14 protein-coding genes are annotated in these 18,295 nt (G+C 70.6%); 7 read left to right on the top strand and 7 right to left on the bottom strand.

Features of this window, described 5'->3' with window-relative positions; genetic code table 11:
- Nucleotides 1–33: 33 nt before the first annotated feature.
- Nucleotides 34–1,107 carry a Gfo/Idh/MocA family protein gene (locus ID574_RS28715; RefSeq protein ID WP_188192084.1) on the bottom strand — a complete coding sequence of 358 codons (1,074 nt, stop codon included), beginning with the start codon at nt 1,105–1,107 and terminating at the stop codon, nt 34–36.
- 81 nt (nt 1,108–1,188) lie between these two features.
- On the bottom strand, nt 1,189–2,382 hold the full coding sequence (locus tag ID574_RS28710; RefSeq protein WP_188192083.1) for a serine hydrolase domain-containing protein: 1,194 nt from the start codon (nt 2,380–2,382) through the stop codon (nt 1,189–1,191).
- Between the two features lie 179 nt (nt 2,383–2,561).
- Between ID574_RS28710 and ID574_RS28705 the strand changes: the two genes are divergently transcribed.
- Together ID574_RS28705 and ID574_RS28700 are read left to right on the top strand one after the other, a co-directional pair.
- Complete coding sequence (locus tag ID574_RS28705) at nt 2,562–3,404, top strand: helix-turn-helix domain-containing protein (protein ID WP_188192082.1); 843 nt, start codon at nt 2,562–2,564, stop codon at nt 3,402–3,404.
- Nucleotides 3,405–3,510: 106 nt separating this feature from the next.
- Nucleotides 3,511–3,873, top strand: coding sequence for an SDR family NAD(P)-dependent oxidoreductase (locus ID574_RS28700; RefSeq protein ID WP_223167169.1), 363 nt, complete (start codon nt 3,511–3,513; stop codon nt 3,871–3,873).
- Nucleotides 3,874–3,940: 67 nt separating this feature from the next.
- Here the strand turns inward: ID574_RS28700 and ID574_RS62915 are convergent, their stop codons facing one another.
- Nucleotides 3,941–4,267 carry an alcohol dehydrogenase catalytic domain-containing protein gene (locus ID574_RS62915; RefSeq protein ID WP_223167211.1) on the bottom strand — a complete coding sequence of 109 codons (327 nt, stop codon included), beginning with the start codon at nt 4,265–4,267 and terminating at the stop codon, nt 3,941–3,943.
- Nucleotides 4,268–4,428: 161 nt separating this feature from the next.
- On the opposite strand from ID574_RS62915, the gene ID574_RS28690 reads away from it, so the two are divergent.
- Entirely contained in the window at nt 4,429–5,076 is a 648-nt protein-coding gene (locus ID574_RS28690) for a protein kinase family protein (protein ID WP_188192081.1), read from the top strand.
- A 102-nt stretch (nt 5,077–5,178) separates the two neighbouring features.
- On the opposite strand, the gene ID574_RS28685 is transcribed toward ID574_RS28690, so the two are convergent.
- The gene (locus tag ID574_RS28685) at nt 5,179–6,183 is read right to left on the bottom strand and encodes a helix-turn-helix domain-containing protein (protein ID WP_188192080.1); all 1,005 of its coding nucleotides are present in this window, start codon (nt 6,181–6,183) and stop codon (nt 5,179–5,181) included.
- 224 nt (nt 6,184–6,407) lie between these two features.
- Between ID574_RS28685 and ID574_RS62285 the strand changes: the two genes are divergently transcribed.
- From ID574_RS62285 to ID574_RS28670, 3 genes are all read left to right on the top strand, one after another.
- Nucleotides 6,408–6,719 (top strand): hypothetical protein, encoded by a 312-nt coding sequence (locus ID574_RS62285; protein WP_270094310.1) that lies wholly within the window; start codon nt 6,408–6,410, stop codon nt 6,717–6,719.
- 140 nt (nt 6,720–6,859) lie between these two features.
- A complete protein-coding gene (locus tag ID574_RS28675; protein WP_188192079.1) occupies nt 6,860–8,020 on the top strand; it encodes an AAA family ATPase in 1,161 nt (386 codons plus the stop codon).
- A 415-nt stretch (nt 8,021–8,435) separates the two neighbouring features.
- A complete protein-coding gene (locus ID574_RS28670) occupies nt 8,436–9,701 on the top strand; it encodes an IS701 family transposase (RefSeq protein ID WP_442939336.1) in 1,266 nt (421 codons plus the stop codon).
- Between the two features lie 1,213 nt (nt 9,702–10,914).
- On the opposite strand, the gene ID574_RS28665 is transcribed toward ID574_RS28670, so the two are convergent.
- Nucleotides 10,915–12,402 carry a carboxylesterase/lipase family protein gene (locus tag ID574_RS28665; RefSeq protein WP_188192078.1) on the bottom strand — a complete coding sequence of 496 codons (1,488 nt, stop codon included), beginning with the start codon at nt 12,400–12,402 and terminating at the stop codon, nt 10,915–10,917.
- Complete coding sequence (locus tag ID574_RS28660; RefSeq protein WP_188192077.1) at nt 12,399–13,331, bottom strand: MBL fold metallo-hydrolase; 933 nt, start codon at nt 13,329–13,331, stop codon at nt 12,399–12,401. Before ID574_RS28660 ends, ID574_RS28665 begins: the two co-directional genes overlap by 4 nt.
- 198 nt (nt 13,332–13,529) lie before the next feature.
- Between ID574_RS28660 and ID574_RS28655 the strand changes: the two genes are divergently transcribed.
- Nucleotides 13,530–16,373 (top strand): helix-turn-helix transcriptional regulator, encoded by a 2,844-nt coding sequence (locus ID574_RS28655; protein WP_223167168.1) that lies wholly within the window; start codon nt 13,530–13,532, stop codon nt 16,371–16,373.
- Here ID574_RS28655 and ID574_RS28650 read toward each other — a convergent pair.
- Nucleotides 16,370–18,289: an FUSC family protein gene (locus ID574_RS28650; RefSeq protein WP_188192076.1), complete on the bottom strand. Its 1,920-nt coding sequence runs from the start codon at nt 18,287–18,289 to the stop codon at nt 16,370–16,372. The genes ID574_RS28655 and ID574_RS28650 overlap by 4 nt on opposite strands.
- Between the last annotated feature and the right edge of the window lie 6 nt (nt 18,290–18,295).

The raw sequence follows: 18,295 nt of genomic DNA, 5'->3' as shown, positions 1-18,295 counted from the left end.
ACGACGCCCGTCGTCGCGCCCGCGGGAGATCCGTCACCCCGCCCAAGCCTCCTTTCCGGTGGTGACCGGGCCGCCGGTCTTCGCCGACTCCCCGATGGCGAGACTGATCAGGTGGTCCTGGCAGGCCTCGGCGAGCGGGTACGGTGGCGGGCCCTCCTGGCGTGCCCAGGCGCCCGTGCGTTCGAGGATGTCCGCGACCGCGATGTCGTCGTCGGACCGGGACGCGCCCTCGAACGGGTTGCGGTAGACCACCCGTCCGTCGAAGCTGATGTGCTTGAGGTCGCGCAACTCCAGGTTGAGGTCGATGCCGGTGTCCCGGCGGATCAGCCGCGACTCCACCGGCGTCGTGGGGTCGACCAGCCGGACCACCCGGTCGTCGACCAGCTCGCCCATCGAGCCGCGCACCACGACGCGCCGCATCCGCAGAGGATTCCACCACTGGTCGTCGGTGAAGTCGTACAGGCCCGTCCTGCCGCCGAAGTCGAGGGTGGCGATGGTGGTGGTCAGCTGTCGCGGCGTGTCGTCGCCGGTCCACCCGCCGGGCCCCAGCGGGTTGGCGAGCGGCGCCTCGAACGCGCCCGCGCGCACCTCGGCGGCGTCGAAGCCGATGCCGAGAAGGCCGCGGATCATCGACACCGCGTGGTACAGGTGGGTCGAGGAGACCTGGACCGAGGTGGGCTCCCCGATCACGCCCTCCCGTACGAGGGCCAGCCGGGCCGCGTGGCCGGGCATCAGCAGATACTGCTCGGCCACCTGGACCAGGCCGGTGCCGCCGACGTCCCGCCACAACGATCGCAGCCCGGCCAGATCGGGTGCGGGTGGCGTCTCGGCGAGCACCGGCATCCGGCGCCCGGCCACCTCGCGGATCGCGTCCGGCATCGCGGCCCATGGCACCGCCGCGGCGATGTAGTCGGGCCGCTCGCGCCGGAGCAGCTCGTCGATCGAGCGGAAGGCCGGCACGCCCCACTCTGAAGTGATCTCGTCGCCCCGGTCCGCGCTGCGGGTCACGACGCCGCTGACCCGGAACCGGTCCGGCATCGCCGCAGCCAACCGCAGGAAGAACCGTGTCCGCCGTCCGCTGCCGATCGCGCCGAACGTCGTGGTCATGAAAGCCGGACCTCCTCGGCGACTGGATCGATCTCCTGCGGAGCGACTCCGGGACAGCGTACTGGGCGGCCGGTCTCGCAGTCAGCGCCGCCCTTCGTACACGGCCTCGATCAGCCTGCGGACGCGGAAGTCGCCGCCTTCGAGCAGCTCGGAGCCGCGGTTGGGGACGTAGGCGAAGGCTAGGCCGCGCTCGGGGTCGGCGAAGGCGAACGAGCCGGTGGCGCCGCCGTGCCCGAACAGGCCGGTGATCTCCTCCGGCGCGGGCCACATCGGGCCGCCGGGCAGTGCGAATCCCAGCCCCCACGACGTACGGACCCGCAGGATCTCGTCGATGCCATCGGCATGGGGTCGCCGTGCCTGGTCCACGAGCCGCGGGCTGAGCAGCCGGACGCCGTCCACCTCGCCGATCAGCGCGGCGAAGTAGCGCGCCAGCGACGGCGCCGAGGCCACGCCGTCCATGGACGGGCTCTCCACCCGATAGGTGCTCGGGTCGTTGGCGGCGTCCCAGCCGATGGCGATGCTGCCGAACATCGCGCGGTAGGTCAGCGAGGTGGGGTCGGACAGGGCTTGGGCCATGTCCGCCAGCTCGGGCACGTCCATGCCGAGCGAGACCTGCTCGGCGTCCGGAACCACCATGGTGGCCATCCGGGGCAACTCGGCGTCGGGCACGCGGATGTAGCAGTCGAGGCCGCCGAGCGGCGTGGAGATCTCACGGTCGAAGAACGCGCTCAGGCTCGTCCCGGACACCCGCCGGACGATCTCACCGATCAGGTGGCCGATCGTGATGCCGTGGTAGCCGTGTGCGGTGCCGGGCGGCCATTCGGGCGCGGCGGCGGCCAAGGTGTCGGTGATGGGCGTCCAGTCCCGGAGATCCTCCCAGGTGACGGGCCTGGCCTCCATCGAGGGCAGCCCCGCGCGGTGGCTGAGCAGCACCCTGACGGTGATCTCCCCCTTGCCGTTCTGGGCGAACTCCGGCCAGTAGCGCGCCACCGGGGCGTCCAGGTCCACCTGGCCACGCTCGACCAGCAGCAGCAACGCGCCCGCCGCGAAGGTCTTGGTGGTCGAGGCCAGGGCCGCGATCGTGTCGCGCTCCCACGGCCGCCGGGATCCCGGGTCGGCGCAGCCTCCCCAAAGATCCACGACTAGCTCTCCGTGCTGGTAGACGGCCAGCCCCGCGCCGACCTCGGCGCCTTGGGCGAAATTGCGGTGAAACGCGTCCCTCACCGGCTCGAAGCCGGTGGCAACTGTCCCGTGGACGACCTCGGTGTTCTTCACGGCGCTCCTTCGCTAGCACTCTACCGACCGGTCGGTCGGGCGTTTCACTGCAGCCTATCTACCGGTCGGTCGGGAGCGCAACCGTCCAGCCGGTGTCGCACGATGGGCGACACGACGCACCGGATCACGGCGGCGCCGGCCCTGTGGCCGGTCGTCCATACGCGGATATGCTCACGTGCATGCGACCGGACACCGTGCCGACGCCCCGGCGTCACGGCGCCTGGGAGGTGGCGGCCCCCACCGAGGGCCGCGCGATCCCCGGCGTCACGATGGTCGGCTTCCGCGATCGCTCCGGCGGGACGTTCGAGGAGCGCATTCCCCCCGGTCCGGCGATCGCGATCGTGATCGACTGCACCCCGGGCAGCCTCGAACCCCTCGGAAGCGCCGCCCTCGAGGGCGGCATCGTCGCCGGCATCTCCCCGACGGCCGCCCGGATGGCCGGACGCGCCGTCGACTGCGTCGAACTGCAGGTGGACCTGCTGGCGGCACCGGACCTTCTCGGCGTGCCGCCGGCGGAGCTCAACGGCGCGCCACTCGACCTGGCCGAGGTCTGGGGGCGTGACGCCGGCCGGCTGCGCGCGCGGCTGATCGAGGCGCGGTCCTGGGACGACCGGTTCGCGCTGGTCCGCGAGGCGCTCGCCCGGCACCGGCGCTCCGCGTTCCGCATCGACCCCGAGGTGGCCGACGCGTGGCGGCGCATCAGGGCCGGCCACGGGCAGGTGCCGATCGGCGACCTGCCCGGCCGGTACGGCTGGAGCCGCACGCGGTTCTGGAGCCGGTTCAAGTCGCAGATCGGCGTCTCACCGAAACGGGCGGCGATGATCGTCAGGTTCGACCGGGCGCTTCGCCGGCTCGGCACGACCGCGAGTGTCGCCGAGGTCGCCGCGGAGATCGGCTATGCCGACCAATCCCACCTCCACCGCGAGGTGCTCACGTTCACCGGCCGCACCCCGGGTGCGATCGCCGCCGACCCGCTGTGGACGGTCGACAGCACGGCCTGGACTTTGGCGCACGCCGCCTGAAGGGGGCCAGACCAAGTACGTCGGAAAGAGGCAGTCACCCGCTGTGGATGGCGGAATCGCGCTCGTGGGCGCTGCTTCCGGCGCGTAGTTCGCGCAGATCGGGGATGTGGTTGCAGAGCGTGCCCACCGATACGCCCAGCAGCTTGGCGATCGAGCTGATCGAGTGCTCGCGGTTGGAAGCAGATCGCGCGGCCCATTGGACGTGGCCTCGGAGGAGTCGGCGGCCGGGGCTGTGCGGCTAGTCCGGGAGCACACCGACCGGATGGACGTGCTGATCAACAACGCCGGCACGCCGGGCGGCGGTGTCAACCCGGCGGACGCGACGGCCAAGGACATCCACGCCGTCTACGACACCAATGTGTACGGGCCGGTCCGGGTCACGCACGCGTTCCTGCCGCTGTTGCAGGCGGCCGACAACCCGCGGGTGGTGATGGTCACCGGCGCCGGGGTCTATCGCGGTCGTGACTGACCCCGGGCAAGCCGTCTCGACGATGTACGAACTTGCCTACACCTCGTCGAGGCGGCACTGAACATGATCACCGTCCGATACGCCCAGGCGCTGCTGTTGAATAGGCGACCTCACCAGTGCCGGGGCCGAGATCAGCACGCAACCGGCGATCATGTCGAGCGCACGCCAAGCCGTCTCGGCCGCCATCGGCAGCGGCGGCCTGCTCGGCGGTGACGCCTTCGGGAATGCGTGCCCAGGCCGCCATCAGCGCATATTCGGCGGCCCCGGCCGTCGGGCCGTCGAAGGGCGCCGGGCCGAACACACGATCGCCGACCTCGACGCCGTCGACGCCCTCACCGAGCGCATCGACGGTGCCCGCGACCTCGAGGCCGAGCCCGCGCGGTAGCGGCGGCAGCTGGTCGGCCTAGAGGGCCATCGACCAGCGCCCGGTCGGCCGGGTTCAGGCCGCACGCCCGCACGGCGATCCGGATCTGGCCGGGTCCCGGCTCCGGCTTCGGGTCGTCGCGGAGCTCGATCACGTCCGGGGATCCGAACCGGTCGAACTGAAGAGCCTTCATGACGATCTCCTACATGAACGCTCGTGCCACGGAGACCGTTTCTCTGGGCGCGACCCTGTACCAGGCCGTCGAGGGCATCTCACCCTTCCGGCGCGTCTCCGCCCCGTCACCATGGCGGCCATCCTCCGCTCCCGCGCCGGGCCGCACGGCTCACCCCGCTGCTGCTCGCCTTACTCGCCAAAGGCCCCGCAGACCGCCCGCCATCCACGAAGCCCTCACCCTGCTGCGTGCTCCGGAGCAGGAACGGAAGACGACGACGAAGTACAACCCGCCGACCCTTCCACTCACCGACCACCAAGACGCGCCGCCGACGTTCGAGGAGTCCTGGGCCGGTGAGGAGCCCCACTGGAAGTTTTGCCGGCACGACGGGCTGGATCTGGCGCGGTGGCTCCTGTGGGGCCTCGCCATCATGTGCGTCCTCTTCAACTTTGTCTACGCGAACCAGGTGGGAGCGCCGCTCTCACGCGGGTGGCCGATGTGGGCGCTGGCCACCGCGTTCATGGTGGCCGGCCCGATCCCAGGGTGGGCCTCACGCCGGTCGACGAGAAAGGCCATGCGCGCGAGAAGCCTCCGCGTCGACGCGGAGGGCATCACCACCAGCGACGCTTCCGACGTCCAGCGCATTCCCTGGGCCGCCGGTGTGTAGGTGAGGTGCGGCTGACTGCTGGAGGGCAGTGAGCCTCGTTGGAGCCGATATGGGCGGTTGGGGCTCGCTCACGCGCTGGGCGTCCATGTCGTCCCTCCACGATCAGAGCACGGCGCGCATGGCGTCGGCTATCCAGGCATAGGGCATGGAGTCATGGTCCTCCTCGGTCGCAGTCCCGTTGATCAGCGCCACCAGGGACAGGTACCGGCCGTGCGTGTCGTCGTAGACGGGGCTCTCGGAGGTGGCTTCCTCTTCGGCGATCTGGCGCATGATGTCGGGTATCTGCCGGTATAGGTCGGCCATCCGGTTTCGGACTGCGGGGGTGAGCGGTGTGTCGGACAGTGCGGTGGCCGCTTCCATGAAGCGTGTGACGGCCTGCTGGGCCCAGGGGGAACGGGGAGACTCTCCGGCGCGGTACGCGGCAAGGAGCTCCTCTACGAGCGGGGCCCCACTCACGTGCATGAAGTCCTGGAACGGCTCGGTTGCCAGGACTCGGGTCTCCGGCGTGGAGTAGGCGTCGTGTAGGTAGGTGCGGACCGCGTCGCGGAACGCCGGGCTTGACACCAGGTCGGCCAGCTCGATCCACGCCTCGAGCTGGGCGGCCGTGGGGTCCGCGGGCAGGACCGGGCGCATCGTCCGCAACCGGTCGACGAAGCCCTCGGGGACGTCCAGGTCCTCGCCGATGTCGTTCCAGAAGTCGTCGATGGTCTGTTCGCGTTCCTCGTCGGTCATCGAGACGAGCTTGTGCATCAGGTCGGCCTGCGCAGTCGTGGCGCCCTGTTTGATCAGGGTCCGGAGTACCGCCCGCCTGGCCCGCAGGGTGCGCTCCTGACGCTCGACGATCTCCAGGTGCGTGGTGAGCAGGTCGTGCAGGGTCGTGCCGCCTTCGAGCAGGCGGCGGATCTCGTCCAGGTCGGTGTCCAGCTCGCGCAGGGTGCGGACGAGTTCCAGCTGGGCGATGGCGTGGATGTCGTACATCCGGTGGCCGGCCTCGTTCAGGCCCGTGGGCTCGATGAGCCCGGAGTCAGCGTAGAAGCGGACGGCGCTCACGCTCAGGCCGCTGCGGCGCGCGGCGTCTCCGATGGGGTACAGCGGGTGGTCGTTCATGGGGGCCACTGTGGTACCTCAAGCCGCTTGAGGCGCAAGTCGATTTCCACTGAGATCTCCTCTGTGACTGAGCACTTGAGTTGGCCAGTTTTGCAGCCGAATTGGCCGGCGCCACGAGAGATCATGGGCAAGTGAAGTCAGCGGCGTGGACTTGCTGATCACCACCGTGTACCGCATCAACGCCCGCGCCGACACCAAGGTCACCGAGGAGTTCATCGCCGAGGGTGGCCAGCCTGGGCACGTTCGTCACCGGCTACCTGGCCAGGCCGGTTGGAGGCGTGGTGTTCGGCCACTTCGGCGACCGGCTCGGCCGCAAGCGCATGCTGGTGCTGACCATGGTTGTGACCGGTGAGGTGCGGCCGGCGGTGGCACGCGCGGTCCTGGGAATGTCCCCGCTACTGGCGACGGTGTTCACCATAGAGGTGTCGTCCACGTCCGCGGCGCTCGCGGTGATCGCACTGGCCGGCTGGGGTGCCGTCCGCGCACGCCAAGGCCGAGGCCCAGGGGCGCACGGCCGGGGAACCGGTACCCCGTGAGGACATTTGAGAGTTGACGCCCAGGACGGCGATGAAGCCGTCATGGCATATGCGCGACCGTTCGGCCCAAGGGCAGCGGGTCACCGTCCATGGCCGGGTATCGTCATGCGCGTATTGGCCGCACGGCATTAAGCAGGTTCATGCTCACCACGCTCGCAGTCGAGAACTACCGGTCGTTGCGTCATCTCGTCCTCCCGTTGCACCGGCTCAACGTGGTGATCGGCGCCAACGGCAGCGGAAAGTCCAACCTCTACCGCGCGCTGCGGTTGCTGGCCGACTCCGCGCGGAACGGCGCGGTGGCCGCGCTGGCCAGGGAAGGCGGTCTGCCGTCCACGCTGTGGGCCGGGCCGGAGCACCTGGGCCGGGCCGTACGGGAAGGACGTCACCCGGTCCAGGGGACGCGGCGGAAAGGGCCGGTCAGCCTGCGGCTCGGCTTCTCCGGCGACGAGTACGGCTACGCCATGGACCTCGGCCTGCCCACACCCTCCAGCTCGGCCTTCGCGCTCGATCCCGAGATCAAGCACGAGGCGGTTTGGGGCGGCCCGTTGCTGCGCTCCTCGACGCTGCTGGCGGACCGCAGCAACGCGGTCGCCCGCGTACGGGACGCCGACGGCGCCTGGCAGCCGATGCCGTATGCGTTGGGACCGTTCGACAGCATGCTCAGCGAGCTGGCCGACCCCTACCGCGCGCCGGACCTGCTCACCTTGCGCGAGCTGATCCGCTCGTGGCGCTTCTACGACCATGTGCGTGCCGACGCCCACGCGCCCGCGCGGACGGTGCAGGTCGGCACGCGCACGCCCGTCCTGGGGCATGACGGCGCAGACCTCGCGGCGGCGTTGCAGACCATTCGGGAGATCGGGGATCGCGACGCCCTGGACAAGGCGATCGACCACGCGTTCCCGGGCAGCCGGATCGAGGTCCGCGCGCAGAACGGGTGGTTCGAGCTCGCCTTTCACCAGCATGGGCTGCTCCGGCCACTGACCGGCGCGGAGCTGTCCGACGGCACCCTGCGCTACCTGCTGTGGACCGCGGCGCTGCTGACCCCGCGTCCTCCGGCGCTGTTGGTGCTCAACGAGCCGGAGACCAGTCTCCACCCGGATCTTCTCGCTCCGCTCGCCGACCTGGTCGTCACCGCGTCGGCGCACGCCCAGGTGCTGGTCGTCACGCACGCCGCCGCGTTGATGGCGGCGCTTCGCGACGCGGGCGCGAACGCCATCGAGCTGACCAAGGAGTTCGGCCAGACGCGCATCGTCGGGCAGGAACCCTTGGACGAGCCCGCCTGGCACTGGCCCAAGCGATGACCCTCACGAGCCGGACCAGCCGGTCCGCGGGTGCGGCGTCGTTCATTTTCCCGCCTTCCCGCACCGGTGAATAAACCGAATACGCTTTACGTCATACCGCCAAGACGCTGCCAAGACATTATTCTCGAAGCCTCCACACCATTGCCACAAATTCTCCATAAACACATCATGTGGCCTCCGACCTGCGCGAACACATGAATTAATCGCGCCCCCTCCTTACCTGGAGGCGCCACGTGCGCCGATTAGTACTCCAGCCGCACTTGGGGATATGAGGCTGAGAGTCAGGCAGGTCATGCTGGTGCATAGACGTGCACGCATGTCTATGCCTGAGCATGCTTGTAGCCGGGTGAAGGTGGAACGGCCACCGCTGTGATCATTCAGGTGTGATGGATCTGAAGATCATGCGGTGGCCGCGTTGGCCAGAGTAGAACATCTCAGCGCGGCTCGTCTGCGGGTAGGGCTGGATGCCGCGTTTGCGCTGGTGGCCGGACGATTCAGACGCCCCGAAGTTCGCCAGCGGGCCCGCGCTTGCATCGAGGGGATGCTGTCCGGGCTGGAGCGTAAGAACGGCTGGTCACTGGCCGAGTACGCCGGCGAGACCACACCCGATGGGATGCAACGGCTGTTCAACGCCGCCAAATGGGATGTCGACGGCGTGCGCGATGACATCCGTGCCTATCTCATCGAGCACCTGGGCGAGGCCGACGGGGTCCTGGTCGGTGATGACACCGGCTTCGCCAAGCAGGGCGGCTGCTCGGCCGGAGTGCAACGGCAATACACCGGCACCCTCGGCAAGATCGCCAACTGCCAGATCGGGGTGTTCCTCGGCTACGCCTCCAACCATGGCCGGGCCCTGCTGGACCGGGAACTCTACCTGCCCCGAGATTCGTGGATCGCCTCACCGGAGCGCTGCGCGGCCGCCCAGATTCCCGAGCACGTCGGCTTCGCCACCAAGCCTCAGCTCCTGCAGGCCATGATCGAACGAGCGATCGCCGCCGGCGTCCCGTTCGGCTGGGTGACCGCCGATGAGGCATACGGCGACAACGGACCGTTACGCCGCTCCCTGGAAGACCACCAGATCAGCTACGTGCTCGCAGTCTCCCGCTCCCACCAGATCACCACGGGCGCCGGCAAGGTCCGCGCCGACGTCATGGCCGGCAAGGTACCCAAGACCGGATGGCAGCGCCTGTCCTGCGGCCAAGGCGCCAAGGGCGAACGGCGCTACGACTTGGCCCTGATCGCCACCGACAGCCCCACGCATCACCTGATGATCCGCCGCTCGCTCAGCAACCCCTCCGACCTGGCCTTCTACCTGTGTCACACCTCGCGCCCCGTTCCGTTACAACGCTTGGTCCGAGTGGCAGGAGCCCGCTGGACGATCGAGGAATGCTTCCAAACCGGCAAGAATGAGGCCGCCTTCGACCACTACCAGGTCCGGCTCTATCCCGCTTGGTACCGCTACATCACCCTGGCCATGCTCGCTTTGGCCTTTCTGACCGTCACCCGCACCACCGCGCTCGACCCTGAACCGGCCTCCCCGACCGGCATGGGCGTCGGCCAACTCATCACGATCTCTGCCAACGAGATCCGCCGTCTCTTCGCCCTGCTGACCCGGCCGCCCATCAACGAAGACCACATCCTGCGTTGGTCACACTGGCGACGACGATCCAAAGATCGATAAGTGCGGCTGGAGTATTAGCACTCCTCCCTTCCTCGCCCCGGAGGTTCCGCCACGGCGCTCGCCGACCCCGCCGGCCGACGTTCAGGAGATCGACCCCGGCCAGTACTCCTCCGACACCAAGACCTTCAAGCTCTCCGAGCTGGACGTGTCCGCAGGGATGATCAGCCGCGAGCATGGCGTGGCTCTGACCGGAAGCGATCTGGCCCGGCCGCAGTCGGCCGGGAGATCAACCGGAAACTGGAGAACCAGAACGGCGACATCGTCACGGAGCTCGAGGAAGGACGTCGACCCGCTACGTCCTGAAGAGGATGTCCGACGCACCAGAAGTCAAGCTCCCGCCCGACGGTGCCGGCTACCTGCTCAAGAGACGCACTCTCGCCGACGGGCGCGAAGAAGCGCTGCTGTCCTGGACAGAGATCACCCCCGGGTCGCGGGGAGGGCTGGTTCCCCGTGAGGACTGGCTCCCGTTGGAGCGCGTCCACTTCCTGCCCAACGTCGACTACGGGGCTGTTGAGCAGTTCACCGAGGACGTCCCCCCGTGCTGCCAGCTGGCCAGGCCGACGCCTCGCGCCGCCCCATCGAGCAGTAGGCCGAGCGTGAATACGGTGGTGATATGTATCTCCCGCCGGAGTGGCCGACCGAGGTTCGCTTACGTCAATGCGGCTGTCGAGGGAGCCAGCGCTTATCGACATGCCGCCGTCGACCTGAGCCGCCTTACACCAGATGCCGTCGAGGCGGTGCTGGCTGTCTACCGTGAGGAAGGGCCACGCCTGGTTCGCCTGGCTCAATCTATCGAGGTTGTCAGCCAGGCACTACACGGCGAGATGTTCACCGCAACACTGCGGGGAAACGGCAGGTCAACTTCCCCTTCCACGTGAGCCCGGCGCACGGCGCCAGAAACGACTCCAGGACCTGCCGCCCGGACGAGGCCCTTGGCGATCCTTGGTCGCTAGGGCCGCTTGGCTTGACCTCTGGCCCCCCTGTGGTCAGGCGGAAGCGCCTGCTGAGCGCGGGATTGGGCCAGTCGGTAGGAATCGGTGCCGGTCTCGGCAGCCGGTGGCGGGATCGTAGGGGAAGCTGGCCCGACACCTGGACGAAAGGGCCCCTGCGCACTCCCTGAGAGAGGGGAGCGTCGAGGCGGGGTGCGTGTTCCGTGCTGACGATGGCTCTGCTGCTCATGATGAAAACCTCGGGTGGCAGAGGGGAGAAACGGTCAGGGCCACGCGTGGAGCTCCTCGCCGTGCGGGTCGTCCGCCACGCTCCACTCGCCGTCGATGCGCATGGTGGCACGGCGACCGGTGTCGTAGTGGTCCCAGCCGGGGTTGCCGGTCGCGGCGAAGGCCACCCAGGCCGCGTGCATCCGGGCGGCCAGGTCCAACGGCGGCTCGTCCGGCCCGAGCAGGGCTTGGGAGCCGCGCAGCCGGGGCAGGCCGGTGACGTCGAAGACGAACGGCAGCTCCACGGCGTGGGCGGCGCCCAGCTCGCCGCCCAGCGCGTTGGAGCGCCACGCGAACGAGTAGCGGTAGGTGGCGGCGGCCCTCCCCGCATGCGCGTCGGCCAGGCGCCGGCTTCCCACGCCGAACAGCGCGTCGCCCAGGATGGCCGAGCGCAGTTCGCCCGACGACGCCTGCGGCCTCGCCTTGCGGTAGGTCTCGACGAGGCGGGAGGGCTGCGGGTGCGAGCGGGCCGCGGCGGCGTCCACGTCCGCCGCCGTCGAGGTGGACAGATTCCCGAACGGCGCCAGGTAAAGGTTGCCCTCCTCCGTGTTGGTGCCCACCAGCAGGTCCACGCCCACGCCGCGGCCCGCGGCGACGGCATCGGCCGGCTGCCGGTCGAGCACAACGCTGAGCGGGCTGAGCCCGATGAGCGGGTCCGTGTGGGTCTCGGTTCTCAGGTCGATGCCCGACAGCTCGGACATGACCTCGACCAGCTGCTCGTCGGGGATGCAGGAGAAGGCGTCGGCGTGCGGCTCGACCCCCAGAGCGCGGGTCGCGGCGCGGGTCACGCGGGCGGCCTGTTCGGGTGTGAAGGCGCCTAGGCCGCTGCCGCTCTGCACGATCGCGCGCCGGAACAGTCCCTCAGCCTCGGGCGCGGCCAGCACGGCGCCGACGATTGTGGCGCCCGCGGACTGGCCGAACAGCGTGACGCGGGCGGGGTCGCCGCCGAACGCGGCGATGTTCTTCCGTACCCACCGTAGGGCGGCGATCACGTCGAGCATGCCCCGGTTGGCAGGCGCACCGGGCAGGTCGAGGAAGCCCGTGATGCCCAGCCGGTAGTTGAGCGTCACGAGCACGACCCCGTCGCGGGCGAAGGCGGCCCCGTCGTAGACCTCCGACCGCGTGGATCCCGCCACGAACCCGCCGCCGTGCACGAACACCATCACGGGCAGCCGCTCCCAGGGGGCACCCGATGTCCATACGTTGACGGTCAGGAAGTCCTCGCCGGGGATCCAGCCTGGCCCGAAGTACGGGGTCATGTCGACGCTGCCGAGCCGGCGTTCGGCCTGCGGCGCGGTCGGCCCTGGCTCGGTGGCGTCCCGCACGCCGTGCCATGGGGCGTGCGGGCGTGGGGCGGCGAATCGGGCGGCGCCCGTCGGCGGAGCGGCGTACGGGATGTTCAGGAACACGGTCGTCCCGTCGCGCCGCAGGCCGCGCACGGTGCCTTGCGCGGTGACGACGGTGTCTGCGGCGTGGTGGTTCATCGGGCGTCCTTCGAGGTCTCGGAGTACGAGGCGAACGGAGCCCAGCCTTTGATGGCGAACCTGCCCCCTTCGCGGACCACTTCGGCGGCTCCCTGCCCGCCCAGGTGCGCGGGGACGACCAGGGCGCCCCGGTCGGCGGCCCAGCCGAGTACCTTGCGGCGGGTGGCGCGCGCTCCGGCCGGGTCCTCGCAGAAGCAACTGTTGGTGTCCGGCTCCACGAATTGCACGGGGCTGTGCAGCATGTCGCCGACGAACACCGCGCGGTCCGTACCCGATTCGAGGGTGACCACCGAGGATCCCGGCGTGTGCCCCGGCGCGAGGGTCAGGCGCAGGTTGGAGTCGATCGTGTACGAGTCCTCCCACAGCGTCGTCAGCCCCGCCTCGTGGATGGGGGCCACGCTGTCCTCGAACACGTTCTGATTGCCCCGCCCGAGCAGTGGCTTGTGCTCGTTCGCCGGGTTCCAGAAGTCGAAGTCGGGCTTGGAGATGAGGTACGTGGCGTTGGGGAAGGTCGGCACCCAGGTACGGCCGTCCAGGTAGGTGTTCCAGCCGACGTGGTCCACGTGGAGGTGGGTGTTCACCACGATGTCCACGTCCTCGGGCCGTACGCCGGCGCCGGCCAGGTTGTCCAGGAAATCGGTGTCGAGGCGGGTCCAGACCGGTGAGTAGGGCCGCTCCTTGTGGTTGCCGACCCCGGTGTCGATGAGGATGTTCCTTCCCTCGCTGCGGAGTAGCCAGGTCTGGATCGCGGAGTTGACGATCCGTGTCTCGGGGTCCACGAAGTGCGGCTCCAGCCAGAACGAGTGCTCCTGCCACGTACGCGGCGAGCTTTCCGGGAAGAACGTCTCGGGCGTCATCTCGACGGGCCCGTAGTATTCCCAGACCCGGGTGATCGTGACATCACCAAGGGTGATCTGATTGGCAGGCATGAGTATTCCTTGAACAGACGAGTGGTGATGAATGCAGTGAGATCCGCCGCCCGTCTATCGTGCGCCGCCGCCCGTGGCCGGCGGTATGCGTCAGGTGACTGCATCCGCTGCGGGCCACGCGCTTGCTACCGTGGCAGAAAGTGGGCACGGACCTGCGACGACGCTGCGGTCCTGCTCGATGAGATTTCTGGAGGGCCTGTGGACGGGCGGGTGCCGGGCTCACGCGCCACCGCGGAACGTGACGCGATCGTCGGGCGGGACGCCGAGGTCGAGCGGCTCTCCGCTCTGGTGGCGGACGCGTCCGATGGCGGCCGGGTCCTGCTCCTGTCGGGAGCCGCGGGACTGGGCAAGAGCACGCTGCTGGAGTACGCGGCCCGCCGCGCCGAGGAGGCAGGCCGCCGGGTGCTGCGGGCGAGCGGTCGCGAGTCCGAGAGGGACCTGGCCTTCGCGGGCCTGCACCAGCTTCTTCGTCCGGTGCTGGACGAGGCGGCCCACCTACCGGACCGACAGCGCCGGGCGCTGCTCGGCGCCTTCGGGTTTGAGCCCGACACCCATGATCCCCTGCTGACGGGGGTCGCCGTGCTGACCGTGCTGTCCCAGGTGGCCGAACGGGCGCCGCTCGTGGTCGTGCTCGACGACGCCCAGTGGATCGACTCCGCCTCCGCCGACGTCCTCGCCTTCGCCGCCCGTCGGCTGGACGACGACCCCATCACTCTGCTGGCCGCCGTACGCGACGACGACCCGGGCGCACCGCCGGTCGGCGTACGCGACGGCAGGCCGAGCATCGGTCGGGGGCCGGGCTTCGGCCAGGCGTTCCCGATGCTCGTGCTGCCCCCGCTCGACCACACGGCGTCCCGGCGGCTGCTCAGCCTGCGCGCGCCGGGTCTGACGGGCAGGATCAGGGAACGCGTGCTCGACCAGGCCGCGGGAAACCCCCTGGTCCTGCTCGAACTGGCCGAACACGCATCGCTCAGCCCCGACGACCACGGCCCGCTGCCGGTCGGTGAGCGACTGGCAGCCATCTACGCCGCCCGGCTGGCGAAGCTGCCGGAAGCCGGCCGGCGGGCCCTGCTGCTCCTCGCCGCCGCCGACGTGGAGGATCCCCCCGACACCGTGCTGGCGCTGCTGCCCGACGCCGACGACAAAGCCTGGCCCGCCGTCCAAGAGTCCGGGCTGATCCGCCGGGCAGGCCGTCATGTACGGTTCCGCCACCCGCTGGTCCGCTCCGCGATCTACCACTCCGCGCCGTTCGACGCCCGCATGGAGGCCCACCGCACGCTGGCCGACGCCCTGCGTGACGAGCCGGACCGCCGTGCCTGGCATCTCGCCGCCGCCACCCTCCACCCCGAGGCGAAGGTGTCGGCCGCCCTGGAGCAGACGGCCGACAGGGCTCGCAGGCGAGGCGGCCACGCGGCGGCGGCCAAGGCGCTGGTCCGCGCGGCGGAGCTGTGTCCCAGGCGCGACGACAGCGCTCGGCTGCTGGTGGAAGCCGCCGGCCTGGCCGTCTTCACCGGAGACCTGTCCTGGGTGGAGGAGCTGGCCGGCCGGGTCCGCGCCCGTACCGACGACCCCGCCGTGCTCGCCGCCGCCTCACTGCACGTCGGGCGGCTGTCCGCGCTGACCAGGCAGCACACCGCCATCTTCGGCGGCCTGGCCGCGATCGCCGGCGACCTGGCGGCCACCCACCCGGCCATCGCGCTCGACGCGCTCGCCGCCGCCGCAGTGCTGCGCTTCTACTCGGGCGAGGAGTCCCAGCGGCGGGAGATCGACGGGCTCCTGCCGCTCTTGCCCACCGGCCCGCTGCGGGACTGGGCACGGATCGTGTCGGACCCGTTGGGCGGACGTGAGCTGGCGCCCCGCCTGCCCGACATGATCGACGCGGCCGGGGGGCGCTTTGGAGCGGGTGATCGCGGAGGGGTTGGCGGCGGTGCCGGTGCGGGTGGTCGTCCCGAACGGTTGACCGCGCTGGCCATCGCGGCCTGGGTGCTGGACGAGACCCCGCTGGCGGTCCGGACGTTCGACGAGGCCGCCGAGTCGTGGCGCACCGCGGGGCCGCTCCCCGACGGGCTCGGTGGCGTTGTCGCGCTGGCCTACTTCGAGTATGGCCGCTGGGATCGGGCCCGTGCGGTCTGCGCCGACCTCCGCGCACTTCCGGCCGCGGCCGGACTCGACCATGCCGTCGCGTGCGCGCACGCCATCGAGGCCATGGTCGTGGCGTCCCAGGGCGACGCGGCGGGCGCCCGCGCGCTCGCCGACGAGGCGCTGCACTTGGTGGACCCACTGGAGAGCCGATCGGTCGCCATGTACGCGCACCGCGCCCTGACCGCCGCCGCCACGGCCGAAGGCGACTACGAGGCCGCCTACGAGCACGCGCGGATGGTCTTCGACACCAACGGCGACCCCGTCCACTACCACGCCTCCTACCCGGCCCTGCCGGAGCTGGCGGAGTCGGCCGCGCGCAGCGGCCATCACACCGAGGCGATCGAGATCGTCGAGCGCTCGGCCTGTACCCTCGCCCGCGGCGGCTCGCCCCGCCTACAGAGCCTGGTGCACCGCAGCCGCGCGCTGCTCGCCGAACCCGAGCACGCCGAGCCCGGATTCCTGGCGGCCCTGGCCGATCCCGCGCTGGAACGCTGGCCCTTCGAGCGTGCGCAGACGCGGCTGAAGTACGGGGAATGGCTGCGCCGCCGTCGCCGGATCGCCGAGGCCCGGCCGTTCCTCACCGCGGCGTACGACACCTTCCGCCGGCTCGGGGCGCGGCCGTGGAGCGAACGCGCGCAGGCGGAACTGCGGGCCGCCGGTCTGGACGTCGACCCGGCCGACCCCGGAGCCTTCGCCGGTCTTTCTCCGCAACAGCAGCAGATCGTCCGGCTCGCCGCCCGCGGGCTGACCAACCGCGAGATCGGCGAACGGCTCTTTCTGTCACCGCGCACCGTCGGCTCCCACCTCTACCGCACCTTCCCCAAGCTGGGCGTCACCGCCCGCTCCCAGCTTCGCGACGTGGTGGAGGCGGCGGCCGTGGACGGCGGCCCGCCCGACTAGGACACGACGCAGGGGACGCGGCCGCCGTCGAAGGCTTGTGCCAGCTCGGCCGTCGCCTCGTCCAGGCGGTCCACGTGATAGAGCTCGCGGGACGTACGATCGCCGCCCCACCGGCAGTCGGCGGCCAGCCGCGCCAGCGTGCGGCGGCCGTCGTGGCAGGGGATCGCGGGCCACGCACCAGCCTCCATGAGGCGGATCGCCCGGTCCAGGCTGGCCCGGATGCGCTCGACGGCGCGGACCTCGCACCCTGCCTCGTCCACCTGAGCTGCGGCGGTTACGGCGGCGAGGCTGCGCACGTGGTAGGCGCACGACTCCAGCAGGGCGAGCAGGTGGCGGGCGTGGGCCCGGCGGGCGCGACGCGGGTTCAGCGGGTGGGTCAGCGGGCGAAGGGCGCCGCGCAGCTCCTCCAGAGCCCGATCCAGCTCACGGGCGTCGAACAACGTGCCCCCTTCCAGAACACGTGTACGCCGAAGGGCACGCAGCACCTCAAGCAGCCGCTCGCCACCGGCCCGGCGCACGGTCGTGGGCAGCACGAGCGCCCCCGCCAGCACCCCACACAGCGCTCCGAGCGCGGTCTCCCAGATGCGCAGCGCGAGCAGCTCGGCCGAGAACGTGCCGAGCAGGACGAACGCCATGGCGATCATGCAGGTGATGAAGAAGGTCACCGCCCAGTACGCGTTCGGCGGGGTGTGGAAGACGCCGAAGACGCAGAACAGCGACACGCCGAGGGCCAGAGGCACGTCAGCACCGGCCACAGCGGCGATCGACAGCCCGCACGCCACGCCCAGCACGGTGCCGAGCACGCGATGGAAGCCCTGGACCAGGACCTGCCCGGAGCTCTCGGTGTTGACGAAGACGACCCACGCGGTGAGCACGGCCCAGTACCAGCGTTCGGAGGACGACAACTCGCCGCTCACGACGGCGATGGCCGCCGCCGCGGTGGCCTGGGCGGCCTGCCGCGTCGCGACGCGTCTCAGCCGGCGGGCCGCGCCATTCGTACGAGGGCCGCGGTACGAAGGGGCGTCGGCGATCGATCGGAGCCCGTCCACGGCACGCATCAGTTCGCCGATCGCGTGGTGGACGTCCAGGAGCGCAGTAGGGGCTCGGTCGCGCGTCGGCCCTGTGCAAGCCGGAACGGAGCGGACGGCCAGCACCGCCAGCCGCTGCGCGGCCACTTCGGCCCTCACGATCCCCTGCCGCACCGGATCGGCGGTTCCTCCCCGATCGAGGAGATCGGCGATCTCCAGCGCGCTCCGGTGCAGGCTGGCGACCCGGCGTTCCAGTGACCGTGTCAGGCGGGTGTCGTCCCGTCCCGCATTTACCACCTCGATCGCCCCGCACACGACGTCCTCCAGGTGAAAGTCAAAGGCACGCCGCAGCCGCCGCAGTGTCCTTGCGGGGGTCGTCCGCAGCAGGCTGAAGCCCACCAGCGCGTCGGCGGCGAAGCCGACGCCCACGGCGGCGTACAAGCCGGGCAAGTGGCTCAGCCGCGCGTCGAGGAACTGGGTCAGGAAGTACGCCATGAAGGCGAAGATCCCGAGCGCCTGCCCCCGTGGCCCGTACCGGCGGACGTACACCGCCCAGAAGATCAACAGGATGAAGACGGCCTCGGCCGCCACGGGGAACGGCGCGAGCGCGCCACCCGCGAGCAGGACGGCGGACACCAGCGGAACGGCCGCGACGACCATGAACACCTGATCCCGCGCGGGGCTGTCACCGGCGGCCAGCGCGACGGTGAAGGGGGCGAAGCAGCCCGCGACGAGCAACGCGGCAGGCAGGTCGGTGAAGGACAACACGGCCAGGGTGAGCGCGATGCCCGCGACGGCTCTGAGCGCGGTGGTCGTGCGTACGAGCCCGGGATCGCCTGCCGTGAGGCGATCCCACGCGCGTGCCACCAGCCGGAATTGAGTGCCCATCGGTTT

The sequence above is a fragment of the Nonomuraea sp. SYSU D8015 genome (genome assembly GCF_008065375.1).
Taxonomy (GTDB): Bacteria; Actinomycetota; Actinomycetes; order Streptosporangiales; family Streptosporangiaceae; genus Nonomuraea.
Note: the sequence above shows the minus strand (reverse complement) of the source record. Positions and strands in the feature narration are given on the sequence as shown.

Coding starts and splice junctions, on each gene's coding strand:
- ID574_RS28715 (WP_188192084.1), bottom strand. CDS start 1,107: ATGACCACGACGTTCGGCGCGATCGGCAGCGGACGGCGGACACGGTTC.
- ID574_RS28685 (WP_188192080.1), bottom strand. CDS start 6,183: ATGAACGACCACCCGCTGTACCCCATCGGAGACGCCGCGCGCCGCAGC.
- ID574_RS28650 (WP_188192076.1), bottom strand. CDS start 18,289: ATGGGCACTCAATTCCGGCTGGTGGCACGCGCGTGGGATCGCCTCACG.
- ID574_RS28690 (WP_188192081.1), top strand. CDS start 4,429: ATGACGATCTCCTACATGAACGCTCGTGCCACGGAGACCGTTTCTCTG.
- ID574_RS28660 (WP_188192077.1), bottom strand. CDS start 13,331: ATGCCTGCCAATCAGATCACCCTTGGTGATGTCACGATCACCCGGGTC.
- ID574_RS28705 (WP_188192082.1), top strand. CDS start 2,562: ATGCGACCGGACACCGTGCCGACGCCCCGGCGTCACGGCGCCTGGGAG.
- ID574_RS28665 (WP_188192078.1), bottom strand. CDS start 12,402: ATGAACCACCACGCCGCAGACACCGTCGTCACCGCGCAAGGCACCGTG.
- ID574_RS28675 (WP_188192079.1), top strand. CDS start 6,860: ATGCTCACCACGCTCGCAGTCGAGAACTACCGGTCGTTGCGTCATCTC.